Annotated in this window: 24 protein-coding genes; 8 read left to right on the top strand and 16 right to left on the bottom strand. The window is 60.4% G+C overall.

The genetic code is table 11. From position 1 onward, the window contains the following. The 6 genes from OQ287_RS08090 to OQ287_RS08065 all read right to left on the bottom strand — a co-directional run bounded on the left by OQ287_RS08090 (window position 1) and on the right by OQ287_RS08065 (window position 4,841). A complete protein-coding gene (locus OQ287_RS08090) occupies window positions 1–729 on the bottom strand; it encodes an amino acid ABC transporter ATP-binding protein (RefSeq protein ID WP_250935113.1) in 729 nt (242 codons plus the stop codon). Then, entirely contained in the window at window positions 710–1,366 is a 657-nt protein-coding gene (locus tag OQ287_RS08085; RefSeq protein WP_265896118.1) for an amino acid ABC transporter permease, read from the bottom strand. The genes OQ287_RS08090 and OQ287_RS08085 overlap by 20 nt, the downstream gene beginning before the upstream one ends. Further along, the gene (locus tag OQ287_RS08080) at window positions 1,363–2,043 is read right to left on the bottom strand and encodes an amino acid ABC transporter permease (RefSeq protein WP_265896117.1); all 681 of its coding nucleotides are present in this window, start codon (window positions 2,041–2,043) and stop codon (window positions 1,363–1,365) included. The genes OQ287_RS08085 and OQ287_RS08080 overlap by 4 nt, the downstream gene beginning before the upstream one ends. A 3-nt stretch (window positions 2,044–2,046) precedes the next feature. Continuing rightward, window positions 2,047–2,889: a transporter substrate-binding domain-containing protein gene (locus OQ287_RS08075; protein WP_265896116.1), complete on the bottom strand. Its 843-nt coding sequence runs from the start codon at window positions 2,887–2,889 to the stop codon at window positions 2,047–2,049. Window positions 2,890–3,246: 357 nt separating this feature from the next. Beyond that, on the bottom strand, window positions 3,247–3,996 hold the full coding sequence (locus OQ287_RS08070) for a 2OG-Fe(II) oxygenase family protein (protein WP_250935109.1): 750 nt from the start codon (window positions 3,994–3,996) through the stop codon (window positions 3,247–3,249). Between the two features lie 44 nt (window positions 3,997–4,040). Further along, window positions 4,041–4,841 carry a CmcJ/NvfI family oxidoreductase gene (locus OQ287_RS08065; RefSeq protein WP_265896115.1) on the bottom strand — a complete coding sequence of 267 codons (801 nt, stop codon included), beginning with the start codon at window positions 4,839–4,841 and terminating at the stop codon, window positions 4,041–4,043. A 152-nt stretch (window positions 4,842–4,993) separates the two neighbouring features. Between OQ287_RS08065 and OQ287_RS08060 the strand changes: the two genes are divergently transcribed. The 3 genes from OQ287_RS08060 to OQ287_RS08050 are packed head-to-tail and all read left to right on the top strand — an operon-like array spanning window position 4,994 to window position 7,585. Beyond that, on the top strand, window positions 4,994–5,911 hold the full coding sequence (locus tag OQ287_RS08060; protein WP_265896113.1) for a LysR family transcriptional regulator: 918 nt from the start codon (window positions 4,994–4,996) through the stop codon (window positions 5,909–5,911). 60 nt (window positions 5,912–5,971) lie between these two features. After that, entirely contained in the window at window positions 5,972–6,883 is a 912-nt protein-coding gene (locus OQ287_RS08055) for a polysaccharide deacetylase family protein (RefSeq protein ID WP_265896112.1), read from the top strand. A 51-nt stretch (window positions 6,884–6,934) separates the two neighbouring features. Then, window positions 6,935–7,585: a DUF1275 family protein gene (locus OQ287_RS08050; RefSeq protein WP_250935103.1), complete on the top strand. Its 651-nt coding sequence runs from the start codon at window positions 6,935–6,937 to the stop codon at window positions 7,583–7,585. A 19-nt stretch (window positions 7,586–7,604) separates the two neighbouring features. Here OQ287_RS08050 and treA read toward each other — a convergent pair whose 3' ends face one another. The 8 genes from treA to OQ287_RS08010 form a co-directional block, all read right to left on the bottom strand. Next, entirely contained in the window at window positions 7,605–9,320 is a 1,716-nt protein-coding gene (gene treA / locus OQ287_RS08045) for an alpha,alpha-trehalase TreA (RefSeq protein ID WP_265896111.1), read from the bottom strand. Window positions 9,321–9,528: 208 nt separating this feature from the next. Beyond that, window positions 9,529–11,322, bottom strand: coding sequence for a GMC family oxidoreductase (locus tag OQ287_RS08040; RefSeq protein WP_250935099.1), 1,794 nt, complete (start codon window positions 11,320–11,322; stop codon window positions 9,529–9,531). Beyond that, entirely contained in the window at window positions 11,319–12,725 is a 1,407-nt protein-coding gene (locus tag OQ287_RS08035; RefSeq protein ID WP_265896110.1) for a c-type cytochrome, read from the bottom strand. The genes OQ287_RS08040 and OQ287_RS08035 overlap by 4 nt, the downstream gene beginning before the upstream one ends. Before the next feature lie 3 nt (window positions 12,726–12,728). Beyond that, the gene (locus OQ287_RS08030) at window positions 12,729–13,457 is read right to left on the bottom strand and encodes a gluconate 2-dehydrogenase subunit 3 family protein (protein ID WP_250935093.1); all 729 of its coding nucleotides are present in this window, start codon (window positions 13,455–13,457) and stop codon (window positions 12,729–12,731) included. Between the two features lie 171 nt (window positions 13,458–13,628). Beyond that, entirely contained in the window at window positions 13,629–15,413 is a 1,785-nt protein-coding gene (locus tag OQ287_RS08025; RefSeq protein WP_265896109.1) for an EAL domain-containing protein, read from the bottom strand. Between the two features lie 55 nt (window positions 15,414–15,468). After that, window positions 15,469–16,974, bottom strand: a complete 1,506-nt coding sequence (locus OQ287_RS08020; RefSeq protein ID WP_250935091.1) for a YifB family Mg chelatase-like AAA ATPase — start codon at window positions 16,972–16,974, stop codon at window positions 15,469–15,471. A gap of 231 nt (window positions 16,975–17,205) precedes the next feature. Next, window positions 17,206–18,771, bottom strand: coding sequence for an alkaline phosphatase D family protein (locus OQ287_RS08015; protein WP_250935090.1), 1,566 nt, complete (start codon window positions 18,769–18,771; stop codon window positions 17,206–17,208). A 134-nt stretch (window positions 18,772–18,905) separates the two neighbouring features. Continuing rightward, a complete protein-coding gene (locus OQ287_RS08010) occupies window positions 18,906–19,250 on the bottom strand; it encodes an accessory factor UbiK family protein (protein ID WP_250935089.1) in 345 nt (114 codons plus the stop codon). A gap of 283 nt (window positions 19,251–19,533) precedes the next feature. Here OQ287_RS08010 and OQ287_RS08005 point away from each other — a divergent pair, with 283 nt between their 5' ends. The 5 genes from OQ287_RS08005 (at window position 19,534) to glsB (ending at window position 23,536) form a co-directional block, all read left to right on the top strand. Beyond that, window positions 19,534–19,872 carry a P-II family nitrogen regulator gene (locus OQ287_RS08005; RefSeq protein ID WP_250935088.1) on the top strand — a complete coding sequence of 113 codons (339 nt, stop codon included), beginning with the start codon at window positions 19,534–19,536 and terminating at the stop codon, window positions 19,870–19,872. A 33-nt stretch (window positions 19,873–19,905) separates the two neighbouring features. Further along, complete coding sequence (locus OQ287_RS08000; protein WP_250935087.1) at window positions 19,906–21,153, top strand: ammonium transporter; 1,248 nt, start codon at window positions 19,906–19,908, stop codon at window positions 21,151–21,153. Between the two features lie 151 nt (window positions 21,154–21,304). Then, entirely contained in the window at window positions 21,305–21,643 is a 339-nt protein-coding gene (locus OQ287_RS07995; RefSeq protein ID WP_250935086.1) for a P-II family nitrogen regulator, read from the top strand. A 189-nt stretch (window positions 21,644–21,832) separates the two neighbouring features. Beyond that, the gene (locus OQ287_RS07990; protein ID WP_265896108.1) at window positions 21,833–22,468 is read left to right on the top strand and encodes a peroxiredoxin; all 636 of its coding nucleotides are present in this window, start codon (window positions 21,833–21,835) and stop codon (window positions 22,466–22,468) included. A gap of 141 nt (window positions 22,469–22,609) precedes the next feature. Next, complete coding sequence (glsB, locus tag OQ287_RS07985; RefSeq protein WP_250937946.1) at window positions 22,610–23,536, top strand: glutaminase B; 927 nt, start codon at window positions 22,610–22,612, stop codon at window positions 23,534–23,536. Here glsB and OQ287_RS07980 read toward each other — a convergent pair. Together OQ287_RS07980 and OQ287_RS07975 are read right to left on the bottom strand one after the other, a co-directional pair. Continuing rightward, entirely contained in the window at window positions 23,533–24,327 is a 795-nt protein-coding gene (locus OQ287_RS07980) for an aspartate dehydrogenase (protein ID WP_265896106.1), read from the bottom strand. The two genes, glsB and OQ287_RS07980, sit on opposite strands and share 4 nt — an antisense overlap. Before the next feature lie 160 nt (window positions 24,328–24,487). Next, window positions 24,488–26,161 (bottom strand): BCCT family transporter, encoded by a 1,674-nt coding sequence (locus OQ287_RS07975; protein WP_250935081.1) that lies wholly within the window; start codon window positions 26,159–26,161, stop codon window positions 24,488–24,490. Between the last annotated feature and the right edge of the window lie 95 nt (window positions 26,162–26,256).

Raw genomic sequence — 26,256 nt, 5'->3', positions numbered from 1 at the left:
TTACCGGACCGCCGACAGGAACTGCTGCAACTCGGGTGTCCTGGGCTGAGACAGCACTTCTCTTGAGTCCCCCTGCTCATGAATTCGCCCCTGGTGCATGAACACCACCCGGCTGCCCACATCACGGGCAAAGCTCATTTCGTGGGTCACCAGAATCAGGGTCATCCCGTCCCTGGCCAGCTGTTCCAGCACCTTCAGCACATCGCCTACGAGCTCCGGGTCAAGCGCCGAAGTAATCTCGTCACACAGCAGCACCTTGGGCGACATCGCCAGCGCACGGGCAATGGCAACCCGCTGCTGCTGGCCGCCGGACAACTGCTCCGGCCAGGCATCAAACCTGTCCGCCAGCCCGACACGCTCAAGCATGCGGCGCGCCAGCCGCGAGGCCTCCCGCTCGCGCTCACCCCGCACAATCATCGGTGCCAGCATCACGTTTTCGCCCACGGTCTTGTGCGGAAACAGATTGAAGTTCTGAAACACCATGCCCACGTTTTCACTGAGCAGCGCCGGCGCCATGCTATTGGCATCCAGCACCTGGCCATTGATTTCAATCCGGCCGCTGTCGTGCTGCTCCAGCTGATTAAGGCAGCGCAGGAAGGTACTTTTACCCGACCCGCTGCGCCCGATGATCGATACAACCTCGCCGGCAGATACCTTGAGATCGATGCCTTTCAGCACTTCAAGGTGGCCAAAGGACTTGTGAAGGGCATCAACGCGAACCAGTGACATTGAGCTTTTTCTCCAGATGACGGGCATAAAGGGACAGGGGATAACACAACAGGAAATACCCCAGTGCGACCAGGGCAAAGATCAGAAAGGGTTTGAAGGTCGCGTTATTGAGCATGGTGCCGGTGCGGGTCAGCTCGACAAAACCGATGATCGACGCAAGTGCCGTTCCCTTCACGACCTGTACCGAAAACCCGACCGTCGGAGCAATCGCCAGCCGCAGCGCCTGCGGCAGTATCACATGGCGCAGGGTCTGCAGCCTGCCAAGGCCCAGCACTCTGGCTCCCTGCCACTGGCCGGGCGGAATCGCCCGAATGCAGCCCTGCCAGATGTCAGTCAGAAAGGCGCTGGTAAACAGCACCAGGGCAAGTGTCGCGGCCGTCCAGGCCGAGACCTGAATGCCCAGCGCGCCCAGGCCGAAAAAGGCCAGAAACAACTGCATCAACAGGGGCGTGCCCTGGAAAAGCTCCACATAGGCCATTACCGGCCACTGCACCCAGCGAGAGGGAGACAGGCGAATCACCGTCAGCAGCAGCGCCACTACCCCGCCTCCGATAAAGGCGATCAGGGACAGCACGACGGTCCAGCGCATCGAGAGCAACAGGTTGCGCACGATATCCCACAGGGTGAAATCCATCATGAGGAAGGCCTCCCCTGACGCCCGCCCAGAAAGTGCCAGCCGGCAAGCCTGAACAGCTGCCGCATACCGATCGACAACGCCAGGTAGATCAGTGTGGCCAGGATATACGCCTCGAAATTACGGAAGTTGCGCGAGGCAATGAAGTTGGCCGCCCAGGTAAGTTCCTCGACCGAAATCTGCGAGATGACGGCAGACCCCAGCATCACGATGATGCATTGATTGGTCAGCGCCGGATAAATCTTTCGAAGGGCCGGCACCAGCACTACATGGCGGTAGGTCTGACGGCGGGAAAGCCCCAGCACCCGCGCAGCTTCAAGCTGCCCCTTGCCGATGGACTCGATGCCCGCCCGCACGATTTCCGTGGCATAGGCGGTCAGGTTCATGGTCATGGCGATCAGTGCTGCCACCCAGGCCTCAAGTGAGACGCCCAGCGCCGGCAGGCCGAAGAAAATGAAGAAAAGCTGCACGATAAAGGGCGTATTGCGCACCAGCTCGACGTAGGCCTGAATGCCCCAGCGCATACCGGCCGACCCATTGAGCTTCAGCCATGCCAGCACGCTGGCCGCCGTGATACCCACCAGCGTAGCGACGGCCGTAAGTGATATGGTGGTCGCCACGCCAGCGGCAACCTCACCTCCGTACGGAGCGAGCGCGCTGAAATCGAGTGCCATTGCCATGACTCAGTGTCCGCCAGCCGCGTCAAAATCAGCCGGCAGTGGTGCCTTGAACCATTTCTCGGACAAGGCGTTGAACGTACCGTCGCTCATGCCGTCCTGAATCAGCTGATCAACACGGGCCAACAACTCGGGGTTATTCTTCGCCACCCCGATGTAGCACGGCGAATCCTTCAGCGTGAAGGCCAGCTCCGGCACATGCCGACCCCCTCGCGCGGCAATCGACGCCGCGACCTGGTTGCCGGTGGCAATCAGGCCGACCTGGCCGGAAAGAAAGGCCGAGATGGTCGTTGCATTGTCCTCAAAGCGCTTGATGACGGTATTCTCGGGCGCCACCTTCGAGAGCTCGATATCCTCCAGTGCCCCTCGGGTCACACCGATGGTTTTCCCCGCGAGATCTGCCGGGGCCTCAATGCCATCATCGCTGTCGGTTGCACCATCACCGAACACACCGAAGAAAAAGGGAGCGTACTTGTCGGAAAAATCGATGGCCCTTGCCCGGTCAGGGTTCCGCCCCAGACTGGAAATGACCAGATCCACCTTGCCGGTCGTGAGATAAGGAATCCGGTTCGCGCTCGTCACCGGCACCAGTGACAGATCCAGCTTCATCTGCTCGGCCAGATAGCGCGCTGTATCGATATCGTAGCCCTGTGGCTGCATATCGGCGCCGATGGAGCCGAAGGGCGGAAAGTCCTGAGGCACCGCGACCCGCAGGGTGCCGCGTGACTGGATATCATCAAGGCTGGACGCCTGGGCCGGGCCACTCAGCGTGGCCGTCAGTGACAGGGTTGCAAGCGTTGCACCCACCAGGTGGGCAGCAAGGGTCAGAAAACGACGGCGATCGGTCATGGGGCACTCCCGGTGATAAGCGCTTTATCCAGCCTTCTGGATGAAACGATGATTTTTCTGGGTTATTCCATGAAACGAACGTTGCAATCACTGTGCCATGTTTCGCCTTTTGCCACGGCCAACATCAGCTTGCGTCCTGCCGGCCAGCCGAAGAGGGCTCCATTCATCACGGCAGCCGCCTGCATGATCGCCCATGGTGCAGCGCCCTTTCCCCCGATGCACCAGAAACGCTCATGCGACGCTTCCTGAAAGTCGGCCTCCCTGCAAAGCGTTATTGACGGCACTGTTTTCATGCCTCAATACAAAGAAACCCGGCGACAATGCGCCGGGTTCTTCATGGGGACTGCTGTTGAGTGCCTAGTAGAGGATGTCACTGCGAATGATGTACTTCGCGCCCGAGGTGATGAGCTCGCCGGAATGAATGCAGTGCAGGGGATGCTGACCATGAGGAAAGCACAGTACTCCACCCTTGGGGGTCGAGACCGACACGGTAGTAACGTCATCCCGTGACTGCGCCGGACGACCAGGGTTGCTCTTGCTGACCAGAAACTCGGTCCGGCCGCCTTCATAACCATCACTCAGGAAAATGAGGTAGGTGTACTGGCTCATGAGCCCGGGATAGGCGTCCTGAACAATTCTGTTATCGATGACGCGGCTGCCCGGCCAAGCACCGTCACTATGGGGTTTGAAAAAGTCCCCTGTTTCATAACGATAAAACCTGAAACGAGCGTTCAACCCCTTGGCGCTCTCGCCATCCACCTTGTCAGTCACCAGGTGTCTGGAACGTGCCCACAAGGTGCTGTCCACGGCCTCGCTGACAATCCAGTTGACATTATGGTTGTGGCGAACGTTATGGGGCAGCGAAACGGGAGAATCCTGATCGAACCCCATTTGCTCGGCCATGCGTACGAAATTGTCTGCCTCGCTTGAACTCAGCACGTTGAGTAACTGAAAGGCACCGGGCACTTCAGGGATATCGCGACGCGAGACCTGCTCCGGATCATGGGCTTCAAACAGCAGATCGGGATCGCCCGCATCACTCCAGATCGGCAGGGGATCAGCATTGAACCCGCGTTCATGGCCGACGATATAAATGGCTTCACTCATGACAACTCCTTGATATATGAATCCAGCGTTCAGCAGGCAACTCGTCAGTCGGGATAGCGCACCAGTGCCCGACTCTCGATGCTCTGCCTGGGCCGTGCGTTGGGAGACGGTCTGGAAAGCGTGGCCGAGGTATGGGGCACCGGCACCCGCTTGCCACTGTCGAACGCATTGAAAATAACGGCTTCCTCCGGCGACATCCGCGACTGGTACCACCAGTGGTGATCCGGACTGTGTGTCAGCCCCTGAATCTGCCCCTGGCGGTCGGGATAAATGATGTCGATATTGACCCAGTCCTGCGCTGCCACCGTGGCAGTATCCACAAAGACCAGGGGGTCAAGTTCGGCGGGATAAGCGACCGGGCGCCACAGATTGACGATGCCGAAATGCCCGTTGGCCCAGTCCGCGGCACGTGACGCCTCAAGGACATCAAACAGCCGCTGCCGTCCGGCATCGCGGGCGTAGTCGGTATGGACGTGCTGTGCCGGCCGGCGATGGCCATCCACGCCTCTGAGCGTATGATCGAACACCACGACCTCGCTGGCCCCCAGGGACTGCGACAGAAAATCGGCAACCGCCCTGCTGTAGTGCTGCTCACGCACGGCTTGCTGCGTCACATCCATGGCCAGTTCCTGCGCCTCGACAAACGCCACCCCCTGCTGGTCGAAGGTAGGCGCCCTGTCGGCGCGAACATCGTGGAGCGTGACTTCAACACGGTCGTGCTCGGGCTCGATACGCTTGCCGGTTTCTCCCTCGGGGTCCACCAGAATCTGCAGTGGCGCCGCCTGCCTTACCTGATAATTGATCCAGGCCCGCTCGCTGCGGGAAGCCCTGTCCCTGTCCGTCATGTCACCCAGCCTCCTGGCGAATGAATCACCTTGCCGGCAGCATCGGCTGCCTCACAAGAACTGCATCTGCAACAAGGCTAGGCCATGGCCGGTGATGACAGAACGGCTAGAATGGGAATTCATTATTCCTGTAGCTGCAATAATCGAGTGCCATGAACGATCTGACCCTGAGACTGAAAACCTTTCAGAAGGTAGCCGAGCACCACAGTTTCTCTGCCGCGGCAAGGGAACTGGGTATCGCCGCCTCGACCGCAACGCGCTATATCGGACAGCTTGAACGCCAGCTGGGTGAGCCATTACTCATTCGCTCTACCCGGCAGGTCCGGCTGACGGCAGCCGGTGAATGCGCTCTCAAACGCATCGGCACCATCCTCGAGCAGTTCGATCTGATCGATCAGGACTTGAAGGCCACGGGTCAAACCACCTCGGGCACACTGCGGGTCTCCGTACCCTGGCGCTACACCCGCCTTTATATTGCACCGCTGGTGCGGGAATTCATGGTGACCTATCCCGAGATCACCCTGCACATCATCAGCAGTGATCACTGGGTGGACCTGATCGATGCAGAGTTCGATGTCGCAGTACGCATCGGCCACCTGGAAGACTCGTCACTGATTGCGCGAAAGATTGCCGATCAGCAGTTCGTGCTGGCGGCAGCGCCGGCCTATCTGAACCGCCACGCCGCCATCACTCGCCCGAAGGATCTGGCCACGCACACCCTGCTGACCTTCGACTACACCACGGCCAGCCATCACTGGCAGTTGAAATACAAGGGGCACACCTGCCGCATTCCCATTCGTGACGGCATGCTGCGCTCCAACAATGCCGATGTACTGACAAAGGCCGCCCTCGACGGTGCGGGCATCGTGTTACAGCCATGCTGGGCCATCAGGGACGAGCTGGAAAGCGGTCAACTGACCCCGGTGCTGGGCCAGCATGAAGTGACCTCGACACGCTTTGAAAGCGGTGTCCATGTCGTATTTACCCAGGAAAATCGCGCCAATCCCTGCGTCAGGGCGTGGGTCGACTTCCTCATGACCCATGCCGACCGCATGGTGCTCAATCAATAGCGCGGCGTGCCTGCTGACCAACTACCCTAGAGGTCATCGTTTACTGTCCTGGACCTTCGCATGCAGACACCTCCCCTTGCCCATCACGGGCGCTTCGATTACCGCGCCATCACCGACCGGGACACCCACCGCTGGCCGAAGGACGCCACACTGGCCGTGTATATCGGGCTCAACCTGGAACATTACGCCTTCGGCGAAGGCCGGGGAGTGGGCATCGCGCCGCCTGCCCCGGAGGGTGAGCCGGATGTGCTCAACCATGCCTGGCGGGAGTACGGTAACCGGGTCGGTGCGTGGCGCTGCCTGGCGCTGTTCGAGGCCCTGTCATTGCCCGTGGGCGTGATCGCCAATACTTCCCTGCTGGATCACTGCCCATCGCTGCTGGACGCCTTTCATGCACGAGGGGATGAACTGATCGCTCACGGCCATACCAATGCCGAGCGCCAGGGGCAGATGCCCGTCGCGCAGGAACGGGCCCTGATCGAACAGTGCCGTGCCCGGCTGGCCGAACGGTACGGCTCACCGCCCACCGGCTGGCTGTCACCGTGGATTTCGGAAAGCAGGCACACACCGGACCTGCTCGCCGAGGCCGGGTTCGGCTACACCCTCAACTGGGCGCATGATGATCGCCCGACGCCGCTGACTACCCGGCATGGCACACTGTGGTCAGTGCCCTACCCCCAGGAGATCAACGACATTCCGACCATCTCGACACACCGGGTCAGCATGACGGAATTCTGTACCATGGCCCGAGACCAGTTTCACGAGCTGCTCGAACAGTCCCGCCACCAGCCACTGGTCATGGGCATCGCCCTGCACCCGTTCATTGTCGGCCAGCCCTTTCGACTCAGGCAGCTGCGCACCCTGCTGACGGAGCTTTCCCGGTACGGCACTGAAGAAGGCGTGTGGTGGACCACCCCGGGGCAGATTGCCGCACAATGTACCGACACCCTCCCCGTAACGGCGCATCAGTGACCCGCTCATGCCCCGTGAGTACGCCCTGACGCCATTTACAGAGAGACCTTCATGCCACGCAAGCTGATTCCCCTGCAGGCCTTTGCCCTGCTGTTCATGGTGGCCGGGGCAACCGATGCGCTGATCTACCGACACAGCCGCGACCTGCTGGCCGTCTACATGACCGGCAATACCTCCCATGTGGGCCAGCATCTGGCGCTGGGCGACGGGGCGGGCACCCTGCCCCTGCTGGGCGTCATCGCTACCTTCTTTTTCGCAACCACCGCAGGCGCCTGGCTTGGTGACCGGGCCGGACTCTGGCGAGCCACACTCATCATGCTGCTGACCGCCACGCTGGTGACCGCGGCATGGGCGCTGGCCGAGACCCGGGGCTATTCATATCGAACCGTGCTATGTATCGCTGCCGGAATGGGCATGCTGAACCAGGTCAGCGCCAGGGAATCCGGTGTGACCTTTCTGACCGGGATGCTGGTACGGACCGGGCGCGCCGTGGCGTCAGGTCACTTTCGGGAGGTATTTACCGGCCTGATGCGCTGGATGGCCATGATTGCAGGTGCCGCCATCGCCACCGTGCTGGACGAGCGCTACGGTGAACACAGCCTGCTGTTCATTATCGGCGCACTGATCGCCGGCGCCATGATGACCACCGGCTACGTCATGGCCATACGGGCAGACACCGCAAAGGCCGAGGCGGGGCGCTGAACACACCCCGCCCACGGAGTCAGGGCGCCATCATGGCCCCCGAGGCTGCCTTGATCTGGCGGGTGAAGGCGTTTACTGCCTGCTCTTTCTCAGTGGGAGCAGACGGTGTGGCCTCTGCCCCGTAGGTCGCCAGAAAATCCATCATGACGCCATTGGTCCAGCCGAAGCCATCCACCACCTCATACTCGCCACCGCCGCCAATGCCGGCCTGCTCCACATCGTACTTTTCGACCAGCTTGCCGGTCTCGGCGTAAACATCCTCGACCGTTTTCATGAAGCGCGTCGCGATGGTGCGGGCCAGCACCGGCTGGTCATAGCGGGCCAGGCCACGTACTGCCAGCCACTGCAGCGGTGCCCAGCCATTGGGCGCGTCCCACTGCTCGCCGCTATGGCGCGTGGTCGTTACCAGTCCACCCGGGCGCAATAGCCGGGCACGCACCACATCAGCGGTGGATTGTGCCTGAGCCGGGGTGGCCACCCCAAAGGCCAGCGGATAGACCATCGCCGCTGATACTGCATCGCTCAGCATCCCCTCCTGCCAGTTGTAATCGGTATAAAACCCTCCGGCGGCGTCCCAGAACACGGTATTGATCGCATGGCGACGCACCACGGCACGCTCGGCAAAGGCTTCGGCCTTGCCGGCATCACCCTGCACGGCCCAGGCCTGGGCCAGCGTTTGCTCGAGATTGAACATCAGGGCATTCAAGTCCACCGGCACGATGGCCCGGGTATTGACCGTCGTCTGATGCTCGCCATCGGCCATCCAGCGCGTACTGAAATCCCAGCCGCTTTCGGCCGCAGCCCGCTGGTCACGGTAGACCTCACTGCTCGGGCGGGTCGTCTGAGCGGCCAGTTGCGTCTCAACCCGCCACGCCTCGGCCCGCGGCCGGGCCTGACCGCCGGTATAGCGATTAAGCATCATACCGTTCGGTAGTTTCACCACATGCAACGCCGCCTGGCCCGGCGCCAGCGTATCCGCTCCACGCATCCACCAGGAGTATTCGGCCATCAGCTGGGGCAGGTAATGGCGATAGACCTGATTGCCATCCTTCGCCGCCAGCAGCTGCACCATCGCTGCAAAGAACGGTGGCTGACTGCGGGTAAGAAAGTAGGTGCGGGTGCCGTTGGGAATGAACCCGTACTGATCGATCAGCCAGGCGAAGTTCTCGACCATGTCCCGGGCCAGGTCCATCCGGTCACTGCGGACCAGCCCCAGCAGCGTGAAGTAGCTGTCCCAGTAGAACATTTCGTTGAACCGCCCACCCGGCACCACGAACGGATGCGGCAGACCGACCAGGCTGCTCCAGGGGTTGTCCGCCACCTCACCCGATTCCCGGGTAAGCACCGGCCAGAGGTTGATGATGTGCTGTTTGATTGGCGTCCCGGCGGGCTCTTCCAGATGGCTGTCATTCTCTGGCGGCCTCTGGAAGTTGTCGGCTACAAAGGCCTTCAGCGCATCCCTGGACATGGGGGCGGAGGCCGTTTGCCGACGATAGTCAGCCACAATCTCGGCGGGGGCACGCAAGGGGATCAGATCCACTACGGTCTTGCCATCCGGGTAAAGCTCCGCACTGGCAATGGCCGTCATGACAGGCCCCCAGCGGGTTTCCGGCGAATCCGCCGCCGTCTTGGGTACTGGCGGACTGGAAAGGGCAGCGCAGCCTGAAAGCGCAACGGCAAGCCCCAGCACCGACAGCCATCTGGTCGATGCGCGCAGGAAATGATGGTTGGACATGAGAACTTCCCCGATGAAGAGCATTTTTGTGTAGTGAGTGATTACATTAGAGACACCTTACAGGATGGTCTACCTGCGGCAATCCCTCCTCTGCACCTTTGGTCGGAGTTGGGTAGTACGCTCGCTGCCATCCCGCTCACGCTGATCCATCACCCATCACCAAAAACGGCCCCGCAGGGCCGTCTTGATTCGCTGTCAACAATAGACCTTATGCCTTTTCCATCAGCGGTCCTGGTGCCTTCAGGTAGCGCTCGCGGATGTGTTTCGCCGACCAGTAGGTGAGCGCCGCCACGGTGCCGGTGGGGTTGTGCTGCATGTTCTGCGGGAAGGCACTGGCCCCCATGACGAACAGGTTATGTGCGTCCCAGTGCTGCAGGTAGCGGTTAAGCACCGAGGTCTTCGGATCGGTGCCCATGATGGCGCCACCGGTCAGGTGCGTTGACTGATAGTGCGACGGGTCAAAGTGATCCCCCACCTGCTTGAAGCTCTCGGTGTGATAGTCCGGCTTGAGCTCGGCGACAATCTCACGCATGCGTTCGGCCATGAACTGGGTCATGCGCATGTCGTTGTCCTTCCAGTCGTAGGTCATGCGCAGCAGCGGGTCGCCATGCGGGTCGGTGTAGGTCGGGTCGAGATCCAGATAGACGTCCCGGTAGGACATGTTCGTCCCGGTCGTTCCGAGCATCATGTGATGGCCATAGTGCTCACTGGCATTTTTCTTCCACTCGCTGCCCCAGCTCGCCGAGCCCGGCGGCGTCCGAATGGCGCCGATCGCCCCACCCGGCCCCTGGGTGGTGTAGATATAGGAGCCACCAATGAACCCGTGACTGGCTGTATCAAAGGTATCCGGGCTGAAATCATCGATGACCTGACCACTGCCCCCCGCGGAAATGAACGGGTTGAACTGGTGATCCTTGAAGTACATGTCGATCGAGCCGGTGATCTGGTAGGAAAAGTTGCGACCTACCACGCCGGTATTGGCGACGGGATCGTACGGCTTGCCGATCTCCGACAACAACAGGATCCGAACGTTGGACAGCGGGAAGGAGGCCAGTATCACCATGCCTGCCGGCTGGAAGGTTTCCTGCCCCTCGCCGTCCCGATACACCACGCCCTTCACGGTCTCGCCGTCATCACTCTTGACGATCCGCGTCACCTCGCAGTGGGTGCGATAGCTGAACGTCTCGCGTTGCTTGAGCGCATCCAGTACGCAGGTCTGCGGTGAGGCCTTGGAGTAGTTGAGGCAGCCGTAGTTACTGCAGAACCCGCAGAAGTTGCATGGCCCCAGCTGCATTCCGTAGGGATTGGTCCAGGCCCCGGACACGTTGGCCGACGGGTACGGGTACGGGTGCCAGCCCAGTTTTTTCGTGGCCTCGGTGAACAGCGTATCCGTCAGGGTGCGCGGCAGGGGCGGCAGCGGAAACGGGTTCTGGCGCGGCCCCTCGAACGGGTTGCCACCGTCAATGATTTCACCCTGCACATTTCCGGCCTGACCGGACAGCCCGGCGACCTTCTCGAAAAAGTCGTAATGCGGCTCCAGCTCCTCGTAGGTGACGCCATAATCCTGGATCGTCATGTCCTCGGGCAGAAAACCGGGCTCGAAGGTGCGATCGGCAAAGCTCTTGAGGGACAGCTCGGTGGGCGTTGCCCGATACAGCACGCCGGTCCAGTGAGAACCGGCGCCCCCGACACCATCTCCCGGATGGAATGTGGTCCAGTGCCGCTGGGGCAGCGCCTCTTCGTCGGCGTTGCGCCGAATCGTGACCGTGCTTTGCTTCGGACGCTGCATCATTTCCAGACGCACACCGTACTTCAACTCGTCAGCGGGCTTCGGATAGAGGAAATCCTCCTTGGTGCGGTCGCCACCGCGTTCGAGTGCCACGACGTTCAGCCCGGCATCGGTCAGCTCCATGCCCATGATGGATCCGGTCCAGCCGAGGCCGATGATCACGGCGTCGACGCTGGGCAATGTTTTCATCGCCGAATTATCCTTGTCGTTCATGATGAGTGCGCACTCCCTGTGTCAGCGGCGTGCTGTGATTCACTGTCTGGTGCCCCGCTGAAGCCGCTGCGTTCATCCATTGATGCACGTACCTGTTGAACCTGTTCGGCCGTGACAGCTCCGCCGGTATTTCCCCAGCCGGCACGAACAAACGTGGCCAGATCAGCCACTTCCTGATTCGATAGCCGCCAGCCAAAGCCTGGCATCATCAATGCTTCCGGCTTTTGCGGTGTAGAGGGCAGCTGGGCGCCATTCAAAATGGTATGAATCAACGCCGTCGGATTGTCTGCATTGGCCTGGCTGTTGCCTACCAGAGAAGGAAATACCTCGGAAGCGCCCTGCCCGTTGGCAAAATGGCAGGCATTGCAGTTATCCAGGTAAAGCGCTTCACCGCTGGACAGCGACGTGCCGGTACTCAGGTGCTGCTCCGTGGCCTTGATGTCGGCGTCGGCAGGTGCCTTGCCATGATCCCGGGGCACGGGCAGGCTCTTCAGATAGGCGGCGATCGCGCCCAGATCCTCGCTCGAAAGATGGGATGTGCTGTTGACGATGACCGAGGTCATTTCACCACTGACGGCGCTGTGCGCATTACGTCCGGTGGCCAGGTAATCCACGATATCCTGGCGGGTCCAGCCGGCAACGCCCTGGCCGGTACCCTTGCCCCTGAGGCTGGGCGCCCACCAGTCATTCAGGTCCGCTCCGGCGAGATAATTGTCCCCCTCATCATCACCCAGAGCCTTCTCCTGCTGGAACAGCCCTCGGGGCGTGTGGCAACTGCCACAATGCCCCAGCCCTTCCACCAGGTAACGCCCGCGATTGATCTCGGCGGAATCGCCCTGGGTCGGCGTAAAGGGAGCCTTGTCGGCAAACAGCCAGTTCCAGACGCTCATGCCCCACCGTTGATTGAACGGGAAGCTGAGCGCCGTCTGCGGAGGCTGATGGTTCACCGGCGTCACGCCCTGCATGAAGTAAACGTAAAGCGCGTGCACGTCCTGATCGGTCAGGCGGGCATAGGACGGGTACGGCATGGCCGGATAAAGATGGCTGCCATCAGCGCGCTTGCCGTCACGCAGCGCCGCCGCAAACTCGGCCTCGGTGTAATTGCCGATACCGGTTTCAGGGTCCGGAGTGATGTTGGTTGAATAGATACTGCCCAGCGGGCTCTTGATCTCCAGCCCTCCGGCGAAGGCCTTGCCTTCCGGGGCGGAATGGCATGCCACACAGTCACCGGCACGGGCCAGATAAGCGCCCCTGGCCAGCGCCTGGCTATCGGGCCGGGCATCGCCCTGTGCATACGTCATCCCCGGCGCCATGGCCCCGGCCAGCAGGGTGCCGGTCAGCAGCGCGAGGGCACCGCGGCCGCGTTTCGAGGCAATGGTATCGTTCCCACAATAAAGTTTCATGAATCAGCCTCGCTCGCCGTTCAAACTTACCGGACCCAGAGGATAAGGCTGGTCGTACTGATCCACCCACTCGCGGAAACTGGCACGCGCGCCTGTGAAGCCCAGCATCTTCCAGCCCACCATATGGCGATTGCCGCCATGGATCGGATCAGACAGGAACCCTTCCCGGGTGTTTTGCAGCAAAAAGGCAAAGAACGTGCTGCTGGGAAGGTTCGCGATGCCCAGCGCATTGAAATCCGGTGTTCCCTTCTCAAGGGCTGAAAGCACCTCGGTGCGCGTTGCCTTGTCGAGGGCTGCAAAGGGCTTGCTGAAATGACGACGGCAATGGGCGTCGGTAGCACGAATGCCGAGGCGATACACCGCTGCGGGCGTATGAGGCAGCTGATAGCCCATTTCGGCGGGCGCATCGGTGCGGAACGGCCCCTGCATGTACCAGTGTTCAGCCTGACCGTACCCGCCGGCCAGCTCCCTGTCGATGAATACGGGAACATGGGCATCCAGCGCCCCGGGGCCCGTATCGTCTGCCGGAATCAGCAGGTCCGTGGCCGACAGAATGAACTGCCACTCTTCAGAGGTAAAAAAGGTCGGATAATAATCATGAAGCGGCGGAGCCTCAGGCGCTGCCGCACTGGCCCTGAAGGCCAGGCTGGAGCCAACGCTGACTGCGGGAATACTCAGCAGTGAGTTACGCATGAACGCGCGGCGCTGACGATTGCGAGGTGCATCGGTCATGGGGGGTCTCGGTCAATGGTTCGTGTGCCCCTTTCTGGAAGGGCTGGCATGCATGGCTGTTACAGCCTGCTGCAGACGTTCTACTATACGCCTTATTGAACCATAGCTTAACGACCTTCAACCGATCATATCGAGAAATTGCTCATATGAAAGGCCCCGCCCCGCCCGCCCTTACCCGGCGAGCGTGTCATCACAGCCGGCGACCAGCGCGAAGGCTTCGGCTTCCGGCATGGGACGAAAGAGGTGATAGCCCTGCGCGGCGTCACAGTGCATGGCGCGCAACAGTGCCAGCGTCGGCTCGTTTTCGATGCCCTCGGCCACGACCTTCAACGCGAGGAAATGCGCCATCTCGACGATCTTCTCGACAATGAACCGGCTGGCGGGGTCGGTAGCGATATCACTGATCAGATACCGGTCAATCTTGATGACATCCGTGGGCAGGCGGCGTAGATAGTTGATGTTGCTGTGGCCCGCACCAAAGTCATCGATGGACAGCCGAAACCCCAGTGTCTTGAGTTCGATAAGCGTGGCCACCGCCCGGGTGTTGTCGAGCAACCCTTCGGTTTCAAGGCATTCAAGCTCCAGCCATTCGGCACGGGCCTGCTCCTTCTCCAGAATGCGACTGAACATATCCACCATGCCGTCATCCAGCAGATTGGAGGTGGAAATATTGATGGCAATCCGCGCAGTGCCACCCGCGAGGTAACAGGTACGGGCCATGGCGGCGGCCATTTCAAACACACGGTACGTCAGCGGATTGATCAGGTTGGTCTTGTCGACCAGGGAAATGAACTCTCCCGGCGGAATCATTCCGCGGCGTGGATGGTTCCAGCGAAGCAACGCCTCAAGCCCCACGATCCGGTTGGTCTTCAGATCCACCTTCGGCTGGTAGACCATGAACAGATCCTGTCGGGCCTCGATGGAAGTTGCCAGCTCGATCATCAACTGAAGATGCTCACGCTGCTCATCATCGTATCCCGCACGGTAGCCCAGTACCTTCATATCCATGGACAGGGCCGCATGCAGGGCATTCAGCGCCTTGCGATAGACCTCATGGCCATCCATCGCGAGGGTATCGAAGTCATGAACGCCTGCATGCACATCGAGTCGAATCGGAATGGAGCCCTGGTGATAGTCCTCCATGCGATCAGAGAACAGGTCGATACACTCAAGCGCTGCGGCCCGTTGTGCAAAGGGCACAACAAAGGCAAACCGGGACGGCGAGACGGCGTACAGAGGCCACTCGCTCGGCATCAAAAGCTGTAGAAGGGCCGCAACATCGCAGATCAGGGTGTCGGTGGCCACGCCTCCAAAGCTGCTGGTGATGTCGTTCATGTAATTGATATCGATGGTCGATATCATGAACAGGCTGTACCGCTCGGCCTGGGCTGCCGGCTGCATCATGTCACCCAGATCCTTGCGCAGCTGATGGCAGTTCGGGAACAGCGTAATGGACTCCACCATTCCAAGACGATGGCGGGCCTCCAGTATGTCCGTGGCAATATCTCCCAGCATCCGCAACTGCCGTGCCTGCGTACCCGTCAGTCTCCGGGGTTCATAGTCGATCGCACAGACGCTGCCAATGGCATGCCCTTCGCTGGTAATCAGCGGCACACCGGCATAAAAACGAATATTGGGGGCCCGAATGACCAGCGGGTTTTCTTTCACTCGCTCATCCTGGGTGGCATCCTCGATCACGGTCAGCGCTCGGCGGGCCACGGTATACTTGCAGAACGCATTTTCCCGGGAGGTCGAGGCACAATCAAACCGGGTGCGGGCCACTATCCACTGGAGTTCATCCCCCACCAGTGTCACAAGCCCGGTAGGCACACCAATCAGCTCACAGATCAGCTCACTGACGCGGTTCAGTGAGGCACTGGCACCCAGCCTCGCCTGCCGCTCGGCTTCAATCGCGGCAAGCCGTGTCGATTCAACCAGGGTCAGATCACTCAACATGTGCACATCCTCACCGTCGTCATGCCACGGATAGTGTCAAGCAGGTTATAGATCATCACCCTCGTCCCATCATTCGATCAAGCTGTCGATAGCCGATGGCCTCCATCAGCTGCGGCTGACTTACGCGCGCCTCACCGGCCAGATCGGCAATGGTCAATGCCACACGCAGGACCCGATGGTAGGCACGGGCCGACAGGTTCAGCCGCGTCAGTACCTCGGTAAGCCACAGGCGCTCCGGTGCCCCCAGACCACAGGCTGCTTCGAGCGGCGTGGGGGGTAGATGGGCATTCAATACACCACGTTCCTGCTGCCGGGCACGGGCGGCCACGACCCGCTGACGCACCACGGTCGAGCTTTCACCACTGCGTACGCTGGTCAATTGCTCCGGCGGCAGGGCCGGCACCTCGATCTGAAGGTCAATACGGTCCAGAAGCGGCCCGGACAACCGTGCCTGATAACGCTGCACCTGCTGCGGTGTGCACTTGCAGGCCTGTCGGGGGTCTCCCCGGTGGCCACACGGACACGGGTTCATGGCAGCGACCAGTTGAAATCGGGCTGGATAATGGCGGTGATGGCTGGCTCGGGCGATATGAATCGCGCCGGACTCGATCGGCTCACGCATGACTTCCAGCACCTTGCGATCAAACTCCGGCAGCTCATCCAGAAACAGAACGCCCTGATGGGCCAGAGAGATCTCGCCGGGCCGGGGCTTCGAGCCACCGCCGACCAGTGCGACAGCACTGGCCGTATGATGAGGTGCGCGAAAGGGCCGCTGCCCCCAGCGCTCGAGAATATCAAGCCCGCACACGGAGCGGATCGCCGCCACCTCCAGACATTCACGCTCCGACAATGGCGGCAGAATACTCGGTAACCGACTGGCCAGCATGGTCTTGCCGGTTCCTGGCGGCCCGGCGAACAGCAGGTTATGCCCCCCGGCAGCCGCTATTTCCAGGGCGCGCCTGGCCTGATGCTGCCCGCGCACCTCGGCCAGATCTGCCTGGGGAAGCTGCGCGCCAGGCGCCTCCGTTCGCTGGTACGGGGGGATGCGGGTCTGACCCACCAGATGCGCCACCACCTCAAGCAGGTCGCCGGCAGGATGAACGGCTAGATCACCGGCCAGAGAGGCCTCATCGGCATTGCGGCTCGGCAGGATCATGGAATGCCCTGCATCACAGGCCGCCAGCGCCGCCGGCAGCACACCGGTCACACCGCGCAGCTTGCCATCCAGCGCCAGCTCACCCAGACATTCGACCGTCGCGACCGCCTCTCCCGGTACCTGGCCTGAAGCCACCAGAATGCCAAGGGCAATCGGCAGATCGAATCGCCCGCCCTCCTTGGGCAAATCCGCCGGAGCCAGGTTGAGTGTGATCCGTCGAGCAGGGAATTCGAACCCTGAATTGATCAACGCACTACGCACCCGCTCCCGACTTTCCTTCACGGCGGCTTCCGGCAGGCCGACAATGGCAAGCCCCGGCAGCCCGTTGGAAAGATGTACCTCGACCAGCACCTGAGGTGCGTCAAGCCCGACACTGGCACGGGTACGGATGATGGCAAGTGACATAGGCTGGTTCCTGCACAGACGATACACGGTTAAAAAATATGCTTTCGCCTTATATCGTCAGGAAGCCGTTTCTCTGTATGCCCGATAGGAAATCGCTGATGCCGGGTATCCATGCGTGCCGGGCAGGCGGATACCACGAGGCGGGGCGACTAAACGATACCTGCCCATGGCCCCGAAGTGCGGGGCCATGGGCAGGCAGATCAGCCCTTCATTGAAGGACAGCAGGCCCTGTCAGGCGTATTCGGGGGTCAGCGCCTGCTGGTAAAGCCGGGTGCCGGCGCTGTCTTTCAGGGTGACGGTCAGCACGTTGCTCTCGCCCTCCAGATCCACCTGGCCGAAGAACTGATATCCCCGGGACGGGGGCAGGTTCTTCTGGCCCTCGGGCGGGGCCTTTTGAAACATCACCTGCGGGCCGAAGGTATTGTCCAGGCTGCCCGGGCCAAAGGTGCCGGCATGCAGCGGCCCGCTGACAAACTCCCAGAACGGGGCAAACTCCTTGAAGGCGGCCCGCTCGGGCGAGTAATGATGAGCGGCGGTGTAATGCACATCGGCGGTCAGCCAGACGACGTTTCGAATGTGGTTATCCCGAATGAAGGTCAGCAGCCGGGCCATTTCCAGCTCACGACCCAAAGGCCGGCCGGGATCGCCGTTGGCAATGGCCTCGAAATCGCCACTGTCACCATCAGGCACCAGCAGGCCGATGGGCATGTCCGCAGCGATGATTTTCCAGGTCGCGGTGGACGCGGTCAGGGCACGCTTCAGCCAGTCGAACTGAGTTTCGCCGAGAAAGGCCGTCGCCGGCGAGGCGTCGGGCTGTAGATTGGTGCTGTTGGGCCCCCGATACGTGCGCATGTCGAGCATGAAGACCTCCATCCCCGGCCCGTAGGGAAACTTCCGGTAGATGCGCTGCGGCGCGTCGGGCGCCATGCGGGTGGGGGTAAATTCGAGGAAGGCGCGGCGGGCACGCTGGGAGAGTAATGCCACGTTTTTCTCGCTGTAACGGTCATCGGCGAGCACCTCCTGGGGGTACCAGTTATTGAGTGTTTCGTGATCATCCCATTGCGCCAGCATCGGTACGGCGGCATTGAAGGCTCGAACGTTGCGGTCCTTCAGGTTGTAGGCGTGCTGACCGCGATATTCATCGAGGGTTTCTGCCACCTTGCGCTTGGCCGGCGTCATCAGATTATTCCATACGCTGCCATCGTCGAGCATGACCCGCTCCTCGAGCGGGCCATCGGCGTATACGGTATCGCCTGAATGAATGAAGAAATCGGGGTTGACCTTCAGCATGGCGTCATAAATGGTCATGCCACCTCGAGCTTCATCGATCCCCCAGCCCTGCCCGACCACATCACCGGACCATACCAAGCGGATATCCCGGGCACGCGTCGGTGCCAGTGGCAGTGTGCCGGTTACCGGCTCACTCAGGGCGCGGTGATCTCCCGGCGATTCGAACCATACCCGGTAGTAGAGGTGATCCCAGCCGCGCAGTCCTGTGGCATCGAGCTTGCCGGCCAGGCCGGTTTCCGGCAGAAGGCCGAGTCGCGGCAGCCGTCGTGCCTGCTTGAAGGCCGGGTTGTCGGCAATCTCGACATGCATGAAGGCTGCCCGATCCGCTTGGCTCCAGAGCACGGCCCGGTCACTCAGCACATCGCCGCTCATGACCCCGGACACCGCCTGCGGCCGGCGATGTTCAGCCAGCACGATCGCCGGGGCGCCGAGAATGCCCGTTCCCAACAGCCCTGCGCCGGCACCGGCCTTGAGCCCCCATGACAGAATGTTCCTGCGTTTCACCATGATCTACCTCCCGGGTTGGTGGCCGAAAGTGTGGTCAGCAGGCATGACAGTCTGAGGTCAGGCCGGTGACGAGCCCATGACGCAGGTATAAAAAAACCCCGCACGGTGGCGGGGTTACAGCATGGTTCACCGAATCAGGCAGCGCCTGGCGAGCCACTTTCCGGGGCAGCCGAGGTGTCTTCACCCAGATCGCTTTTGGCTTCGGCATTGGCGGTCGTGGTGGTCTTGCCACGCAGGCTGTCCAGCTGGGATTCCATACTGGCGACCTGCTGCTCCAGTGCCTCGACACGAGACCGTGTGCGCTGCAGCACATCCATCATGATGTCGAAATCTTCTCTGGATACCAGATCAAAGCGATCAAAGGTGCTTTTCATTGCACTTTGTACACTGCGCTGAATATCTTCAGGCGCATGCGATACGTCCTGCAGACGATCGCCCAGTTGCTGGGCAAAGCGACTGAATACATCCCTATTGGCCATGGTCGTTCCCTCATTGTTCAACTATGTGCTCTACAGGATACGCATGACGACCGCAAAACGCCTAATGATCCACATCACTCGCCTCATGCACCCCCACAGTGCAAGTACGCCCCACTCGCCCCAAAAGAGCCTCCATTTGGTGCGTCGCGCCAGCGCCCTGTGCACCACAACGATACACAGCCGCACCACTCTGAATCCAAGTGGTTGATTAAAAAGGAACAGGGTATGCATTGGCATGGTGCCTGCCATGTTTTACCAGGAGACACCTCAAGGAGAACAAGGCATGAAGCTTGTCACTGCCATTATCAAGCCATTCAAACTCGACGATGTGCGTGAGGCGCTGGCCGATAACGGCGTTCAGGGCATCACTGTCACCGAGGTCAAGGGGTTTGGCCGACAGAAAGGGCATACCGAACTCTACCGCGGCGCAGAATACGTGGTGGATTTTCTTCCCAAGGTAAAAATAGAAGTCGCTGTGGATGACAGCCGGGTGGAGGGCGTTCTGGACGCCATCTGTCAGGCCGCCAACAGCGGCAAGATTGGCGACGGCAAACTCTTCGTTACCCCTCTGGACAACGTGATTCGTATCCGTACCGGTGAGCACGGCCCCGATGCGGTGTGATCTCCCGGAGAACGCCATTCAAGGAACAGGACCATGAACGATCTGATCGAAGTCAAATACGCACTTGATACCTTCTATTTTCTGATGACCGGCGCGCTGGTGCTATGGATGGCTGCCGGCTTTTCCATGCTCGAGGCAGGACTGGTACGTGCCAAGAACACGACCGAAATCCTGACCAAGAATATCGCACTGTTCGCGATTGCCTGCACCATGTACCTGCTGGTGGGCTACCACATCATGTACTCAAGCGATGCCGGCGGCTTTATGCCCAGCCTGGGCTTCCTGATCGGTGCCGAACATACGCCTGAAGAGGTACTGGCCAGCGGAGGTGATGTTTATTACTCCGCACGTTCGGACTTCTTCTTCCAGGTGGTGTTTGTGGCCACGGCCATGTCGATCGTCTCCGGCGCGGTGGCAGAGCGCATGAAGCTCTGGGCATTCCTGCTGTTCTCCGTGATCCTGACCGGCTTCATCTACCCGATTCAGGGGTACTGGAAATGGGGCGGCGGCTTCCTTGATACCGCCGGCTTCCAGGACTTTGCAGGCTCAGGTGTCGTGCACCTTTGTGGTGCCACGGCAGCCCTGGCCGGGGTTATCCTTCTGGGCGCTCGCAAGGGCAAGTTCGGCAAGAACGGTCAGATCAACGCCATTCCGGGGGCCAACATGCCGCTGGCAACACTGGGTACGTTCATCCTGTGGCTCGGCTGGCTGGGTTTCAATGGCGGCTCCGAGCTCAAGATTTCCGATATCGGTGAAGCCAACGCGGTAGCGCAGGTCTTCGTCAACACCAATGCCGCTGCTGCCGGGGGCGTGCTGTCTGCCCTGATTCTGGCACGCCTGTGGTTCCGCAAGGCGGACCTTACCATGGCGCTCAACGGCGCTCTCGCCGGCCTGGTGGCCATCACGGCGGAGCCGCTGGCTCCTTCTGCCCTGGGCGCCACTCTGGTTGGTGCGGTAGGCGGGCTGATCGTGGTTATCGCCATCGTCTCGCTCGACAAGCTTAGAATCGATGATCCGGTCGGTGCGATCTCGGTACATGGCGCGGTAGGTATCTGGGGGCTGCTGGCAGTGCCACTGTCCAACGTTGATGCCACCTTCAGTGCTCAGCTGCTTGGCATCGCCACCATCTTTGCATGGACCTTCGTGGCCAGTCTGGTGGTCTGGGCCATCATCAAGGCCGTCATCGGCCTGAGGGTCAGCGAAGAAGAGGAATACGAAGGCGTCGATATCACCGAGTGCGGCATGGAAGCGTATCCGGAATTCATCGGCAGCAAAAAATAAAACGATTGTTGAGCTGGCGTGCTCTCCTGGCCCCCTTGCGGGGCCTTTTTTCATGATCAGGACAACGCATTTTTGTGGGAGTGCAAAAGCCGTTGTATGCTTATGCACAAGCAAGGGATACACCCTTATCGATACCGCAGGGAGAGAAGCAATGAAACTGGTCTCCGCCATAATAAAACCGTTCAAGCTTGATGACGTTCGTGAATCCCTTTCAGAAGTAGGTGTACAGGGCATCACCGTCACCGAGGTCAAGGGATTCGGCCGCCAGAAGGGGCACACCGAGCTGTATCGTGGCGCCGAGTACGTGGTCGACTTTCTGCCCAAGGTAAAACTTGAAGTGGCCGTCGATGACAGCATGATCGATCAGGTGATCGAAGCCATTACCAGTGTGGCCAACACCGGCAAGATCGGTGACGGCAAGATTTTCGTATCTCCGCTGGAACAGGTTATCCGTATCCGTACCGGCGAAACCGGCAAGGATGCGGTCTGACATGCGGTTCTGATGATCTGCAACGCGCCTTCGGGCGCGTTTTTTCATGTCGGTAACACAACGCCACTTGAGAAACGGGCCAATCACCACAATGCTTGTCTCATGGACGTTCCTGTCAGCCTCTACGCTTTCGGCGCATGCGCAGAACGCCTTCCTGTTCATTGATGCAGAACCCTGAAGGAGGTTTTCATGGCACTTCGATTGGGCGATACCGCACCGGACTTTACCCAGGACAGCACCGACGGCCCCATCCGGTTTCACGACTGGGCAGGCGACAACTGGGTGATCCTGTTTTCGCATCCGGCCGATTTCACACCGGTATGCACCACGGAACTGGGTGAGGTCGCCCGCCTGAAACCGCAGTTCGAGCAGCGCAACGTCAAGGCGATAGGCCTCTCGGTCGATTCTCTGGAAGAGCACGGCCAGTGGGGCAACGACATTGAGCGTACCCAGGGCTGCGGCCTCAACTTTCCGCTGCTGGCCGACAGCGACCGCAGCGTCAGCACGCTGTATGACATGATTCACCCCAATGCCGACAGCACCAACACCGTGCGTTCGGTATTCATCATCGACCCGCAGAAAAAGGTCCGTTTGACGCTGACCTATCCAGCCAGCACCGGGCGCAACTTTACCGAGATCCTGCGGGTGATCGACAGCCTGCAGCTGACCGATGGGTACAAGGTGGCTACGCCGGTCAACTGGACTGACGGCGACGACGTGATCATCGTGCCTTCGGTGGATAATGACACCGCCAAAACCCTCTTCCCGAAAGGCTGGGACGAGAAAACACCTTACCTGCGCGTCACGCCGCAGCCCGACAAGTAAGTAACAGACTGACGTGCCTCGCTCCGGCCTGCTCCCCTCACGGGACAGGCCGGGCAACGTTGACCATTCAACGCTTTATTGTCCGCCAAAGCGCGGTACACTCGCCGTCTCAGAGAGCCACTGGCGGTGAGTACCCCCTTCATGCAGTCCCTCCTTAAAACGATTCTTGATGATGTACGCCCCCTGCTGGGTCAGGGGCAGGTAGCACGTTATATCCCGGCACTGGGTGAAGTAGATCCCAACCAGCTGGGGATCGCGGCCATGGGCGTTGACGGCCAGCTTTTTACTGCCGGTGCGGCGGATACCCCGTTTTCGATTCAGAGTATTTCCAAGGTGTTCAGCCTCGTGCAGGCGATTCAGCACTCGGGCGAGGACATCTGGTCACGGCTGGGGCATGAGCCTTCCGGCCAGGCCTTCAATTCACTGGTACAGCTTGAGTTCGAGCAGGGCCGGCCCCGTAACCCGTTCATCAATGCAGGCGCACTGGTCATTGCCGATATCAACCAGTCACGCTTTGCTGCACCCATCCTGTCGATGCGGGATTTCGTACGTCGCCTGGCCGATAATCCGACCATCATTTCCGACGATGTCGTCGCGCAGTCCGAGTACCAGTACCGCTCACGCAATGCCGCGATGGCGTATCTGATGCAGTCCTTCGGCAATTTCAACAACGAAGTTGAAGATGTGCTGAGAAGCTACTTCCACCACTGTGCGCTGGCCGCCAGCTGTGTGGATCTGGCACGTGCCTTCTCCTTTCTGGCCAATCAGGGGCGCTGCATTCACAGCGACGCCCAGATCGTCAGCCCGCGCCAGACCCAGCAGATCAATGCCATCATGGCCACCAGCGGCCTGTACGATGAAGCCGGCAATTTTGCCTACCGCGTGGGACTGCCGGGCAAGAGCGGCGTGGGCGGCGGCATTGTGGCCATCGTTCCCGGCCGGTTCAGCCTGTGCGTGTGGTCCCCCGAGCTGAATGCCAGTGGCAACTCCCTGGCAGGCATGGCGGCCCTCGAACGGCTGAGCGAGCAGATCGGCTGGTCGGTGTTTGCGCCGGTATCAGGTCGCTAGATCAGGGCCGGCGTGACCAGCCGACGGCAGGCACGCACCACGGACAGCGCAGCCAGCGTAGAGGTTTTTGGATTGGCCTCCAGGGGATAACCGCTCAGCTCGATGGCAAACTCGCCAAACCGTCCCGTTGCCACAATACGGTGGGTATTGCGGGTGGTATGCGGGTCTACCACCAGCCTGACCGTCGTCGCTTCCATACCGACACCGGCCAGAGCGACCGTGGCAGCGACATTGGCATTGGCCGGAAACAGCAGCGCTGCCTCGCCGGCGCTGCCTTCAAAGAACACGGCAGGCTCCGTGACCCTGTCCAGCGCGATCAGAGTATCAGCATGGCTTCCCTGCCAGCTTCGCGGCGCCTTGCGCGCTTCATAGGTGACCGTATCCAGCCCGCCTTCTCTGGCAGCCGCCAGACCGTCCATCCCGGCGACCGCGCCGGCCAGTACTTCAAAGCGGCTGCTTCCCTGCTCTGCCGCCCTGCAAAGCTCCGCATACAGGGCCGGATCAGCCAGCGCACCCACCGAAATCACCGCCAGCGACCAGCCCTGCCTCAATACATCCGCGCCGTGGGCACGAAGGCCGGGCTGACCGGCACATTCAAGCACCAGTGCCGGCACCACGCGGCACGCTGCCACGGACGACACTACGGCAATGTCATCGCCCAGTTCGCGCTGCAGCGCCTCACAGGCCGCGGGATGCTCGATGATGCAGCCAAGTACCACGCCTTCAGGGAGCAGACGATGAACCTCGCGCCCCATGGCCCCATAGCCGATCATCATGATGGTGTGTGTCATTGGTTGCCTGCGCCTCCTGATGCGTCGCGATATTGATTCAAGATACCTGTCCTGCATCAACATACTGTCTCCGCGTCTGTGCGACTACCGCCTGAGCGCCATGCCAGACATAAAAAAGACGCCCGAAGGCGCCTTTTTGTCATGCAGAGCCCAAAAGCACTCAAGGCGTATCGGGGCCCTTGTCACTGCGGGTCAGCGATGCGCCATTTTCATCGTTGACTTCTTCCCAGCTGCCTTCCTCGGTCCAGGGGTCGGCTTCGGGAAATTCCTGGATATTGATCTGCGGATCGTCGTAGTGCGGCTGATAACGAAGGTCAAAGCGCGCCGCACGCACGGTTGAAATCATCAACAGCACAGCCACAACCAGCAAGGGCACGCCACTGACGACAGCCGCAGTCTGCAGCGTGCTCAAGCCCCCCAGAAACAGCAGCGTCATCGGCAGAATCGACATGGCAAAGGCCCAGAACAAGCGATTCCACCGCATGGGCTCACCGGTTTCATCCATCTTGTACTCGACCACCGATGCCAGAATGTAGGAGATGGAATCAAAGGTGGTGGCAGTAAAGATCACCAGCAGGATGGTGAATACGGCAATCACCAGCCAGGACAGCGGCAACGAATTCAACACCGCGAGGATGGCGGCTTCCGGCGACTGATTATTCAGAATCGACACCACATCCAGCGCATCGGTCAGCTGCAGGTAGATGGCGTAGTTACCAAGGATACTGAAAAAGAGCGCACAGCCGAGGGTGCCGAAAAAGAGCGAGCCCGCCACCATGGTACGAATGGTCCGACCTCTTGAAATACGCGCGATAAACAGCCCCACGGTCGGTGCAAACACCAGCCACCAGGCCCAGTAGAAGATCGTCCAGTTTTCAGGAAAGCTTGATTTCGGAAAGCCCTGCAGATTACCGAACGGCTCTGTCCAGGTGGCCATGTGGATCAGGTTCTGCGCCATGGTGCCAATGGCATTCAGACCGGTCTTCAGCAGGAACTGGGTCGGCCCGACCACCAGCACGAATGCCAGAAGCCCCAGCGCCAGCCACAGGTTGATATCCGACAGCAGCTTGATGCCCTTGCTGAGCCCGACATAGGCACTGCTGGCGAAGATGATCGTACACACCATAAGAACCAGAAGCTGAGTGACCAGATTGGTGGGAACACCAAACAGCACGCCGAGGGACTCATTGATCAGGGGCGCCAGCAGGCCAAGCGAGGTCGCGCCACCCCCGAGCATCCCGAAGATGAACAGGATATCGACCAGCTTGCCCAGCCACCCATGGGCCAGGGTTTCACCCAGCACCGGCAGCAGGGCTTCACTGATGCGAAGCACGGGACGCTTTCTGACGTACACGAAATAGGCAATTGGCAGGGCCGGTACCAGATACATCGACCAGGCCAGCGGCCCCCAGTGGAAGATTCCATAGGTTGTGGCCCAGGTCACGGCCTCTTCCGAGAATGGCTCGGCATTGAACGGAGGGGCCTGCATGTAATACACCCACTCGATCATGGACCAGTACAGAATGGCCCCACCGATGCCGGCGCAAAAAAGCATCGCAGCCCAGGACAGGATATGGAACTCGGGCTTTTCCTCAGGCTCGCCCAGCTTGATCTGGCCGATGTCGCTGAAAATGATATAGATCATGAAGCCAAATGAACTGATCCCCAGGGCCAGATACGCCACCCCGAAGTTATCTGTTACATAGTTCTTCGCCTGTGCGACCCAGCTTGCTCCAAGTGTTGGAAAGGCCACCAGCGGCACTGTTGCCGAGAAAAGAATAAGAAGAACACCAAAAAACAACACCTTGTCGATACGAGAAAACGCACTGCCCATACAGGGGATTCCTTTTTTGTAAGAGAAGCGCGCGACAGGCATACAGACGAACCGGCAGGGCCTTTGGATCAAAAGGCCCTGCCAGTTAACCCGGT

It is taken from the genome of Larsenimonas rhizosphaerae (assembly GCF_026240105.1).
In the GTDB taxonomy this organism is placed as follows: Bacteria; Pseudomonadota; Gammaproteobacteria; order Pseudomonadales; family Halomonadaceae; genus Larsenimonas; species Larsenimonas rhizosphaerae.
Note: the sequence above shows the minus strand (reverse complement) of the source record. Positions and strands in the feature narration are given on the sequence as shown.

Excerpts from the sequence above, each read along its gene's own strand:
- OQ287_RS08090 (WP_250935113.1), bottom strand. The coding sequence starts at position 729 with ATGTCACTGGTTCGCGTTGATGCCCTTCACAAGTCCTTTGGCCACCTT.
- OQ287_RS08085 (WP_265896118.1), bottom strand. The coding sequence starts at position 1,366 with ATGATGGATTTCACCCTGTGGGATATCGTGCGCAACCTGTTGCTCTCG.
- OQ287_RS08080 (WP_265896117.1), bottom strand. The coding sequence starts at position 2,043 with ATGGCAATGGCACTCGATTTCAGCGCGCTCGCTCCGTACGGAGGTGAG.
- OQ287_RS08075 (WP_265896116.1), bottom strand. The coding sequence starts at position 2,889 with ATGACCGATCGCCGTCGTTTTCTGACCCTTGCTGCCCACCTGGTGGGT.
- OQ287_RS08070 (WP_250935109.1), bottom strand. The coding sequence starts at position 3,996 with ATGAGTGAAGCCATTTATATCGTCGGCCATGAACGCGGGTTCAATGCT.
- OQ287_RS08065 (WP_265896115.1), bottom strand. The coding sequence starts at position 4,841 with ATGACGGACAGGGACAGGGCTTCCCGCAGCGAGCGGGCCTGGATCAAT.
- OQ287_RS08060 (WP_265896113.1), top strand. The coding sequence starts at position 4,994 with ATGAACGATCTGACCCTGAGACTGAAAACCTTTCAGAAGGTAGCCGAG.
- OQ287_RS08055 (WP_265896112.1), top strand. The coding sequence starts at position 5,972 with ATGCAGACACCTCCCCTTGCCCATCACGGGCGCTTCGATTACCGCGCC.
- OQ287_RS08050 (WP_250935103.1), top strand. The coding sequence starts at position 6,935 with ATGCCACGCAAGCTGATTCCCCTGCAGGCCTTTGCCCTGCTGTTCATG.
- treA (WP_265896111.1), bottom strand. The coding sequence starts at position 9,320 with ATGTCCAACCATCATTTCCTGCGCGCATCGACCAGATGGCTGTCGGTG.
- OQ287_RS08040 (WP_250935099.1), bottom strand. The coding sequence starts at position 11,322 with ATGAACGACAAGGATAATTCGGCGATGAAAACATTGCCCAGCGTCGAC.
- OQ287_RS08035 (WP_265896110.1), bottom strand. The coding sequence starts at position 12,725 with ATGAAACTTTATTGTGGGAACGATACCATTGCCTCGAAACGCGGCCGC.
- OQ287_RS08030 (WP_250935093.1), bottom strand. The coding sequence starts at position 13,457 with ATGACCGATGCACCTCGCAATCGTCAGCGCCGCGCGTTCATGCGTAAC.
- OQ287_RS08025 (WP_265896109.1), bottom strand. The coding sequence starts at position 15,413 with ATGTTGAGTGATCTGACCCTGGTTGAATCGACACGGCTTGCCGCGATT.
- OQ287_RS08020 (WP_250935091.1), bottom strand. The coding sequence starts at position 16,974 with ATGTCACTTGCCATCATCCGTACCCGTGCCAGTGTCGGGCTTGACGCA.
- OQ287_RS08015 (WP_250935090.1), bottom strand. The coding sequence starts at position 18,771 with ATGGTGAAACGCAGGAACATTCTGTCATGGGGGCTCAAGGCCGGTGCC.
- OQ287_RS08010 (WP_250935089.1), bottom strand. The coding sequence starts at position 19,250 with ATGGCCAATAGGGATGTATTCAGTCGCTTTGCCCAGCAACTGGGCGAT.
- OQ287_RS08005 (WP_250935088.1), top strand. The coding sequence starts at position 19,534 with ATGAAGCTTGTCACTGCCATTATCAAGCCATTCAAACTCGACGATGTG.
- OQ287_RS08000 (WP_250935087.1), top strand. The coding sequence starts at position 19,906 with ATGAACGATCTGATCGAAGTCAAATACGCACTTGATACCTTCTATTTT.
- OQ287_RS07995 (WP_250935086.1), top strand. The coding sequence starts at position 21,305 with ATGAAACTGGTCTCCGCCATAATAAAACCGTTCAAGCTTGATGACGTT.
- OQ287_RS07990 (WP_265896108.1), top strand. The coding sequence starts at position 21,833 with ATGGCACTTCGATTGGGCGATACCGCACCGGACTTTACCCAGGACAGC.
- glsB (WP_250937946.1), top strand. The coding sequence starts at position 22,610 with ATGCAGTCCCTCCTTAAAACGATTCTTGATGATGTACGCCCCCTGCTG.
- OQ287_RS07980 (WP_265896106.1), bottom strand. The coding sequence starts at position 24,327 with ATGACACACACCATCATGATGATCGGCTATGGGGCCATGGGGCGCGAG.
- OQ287_RS07975 (WP_250935081.1), bottom strand. The coding sequence starts at position 26,161 with ATGGGCAGTGCGTTTTCTCGTATCGACAAGGTGTTGTTTTTTGGTGTT.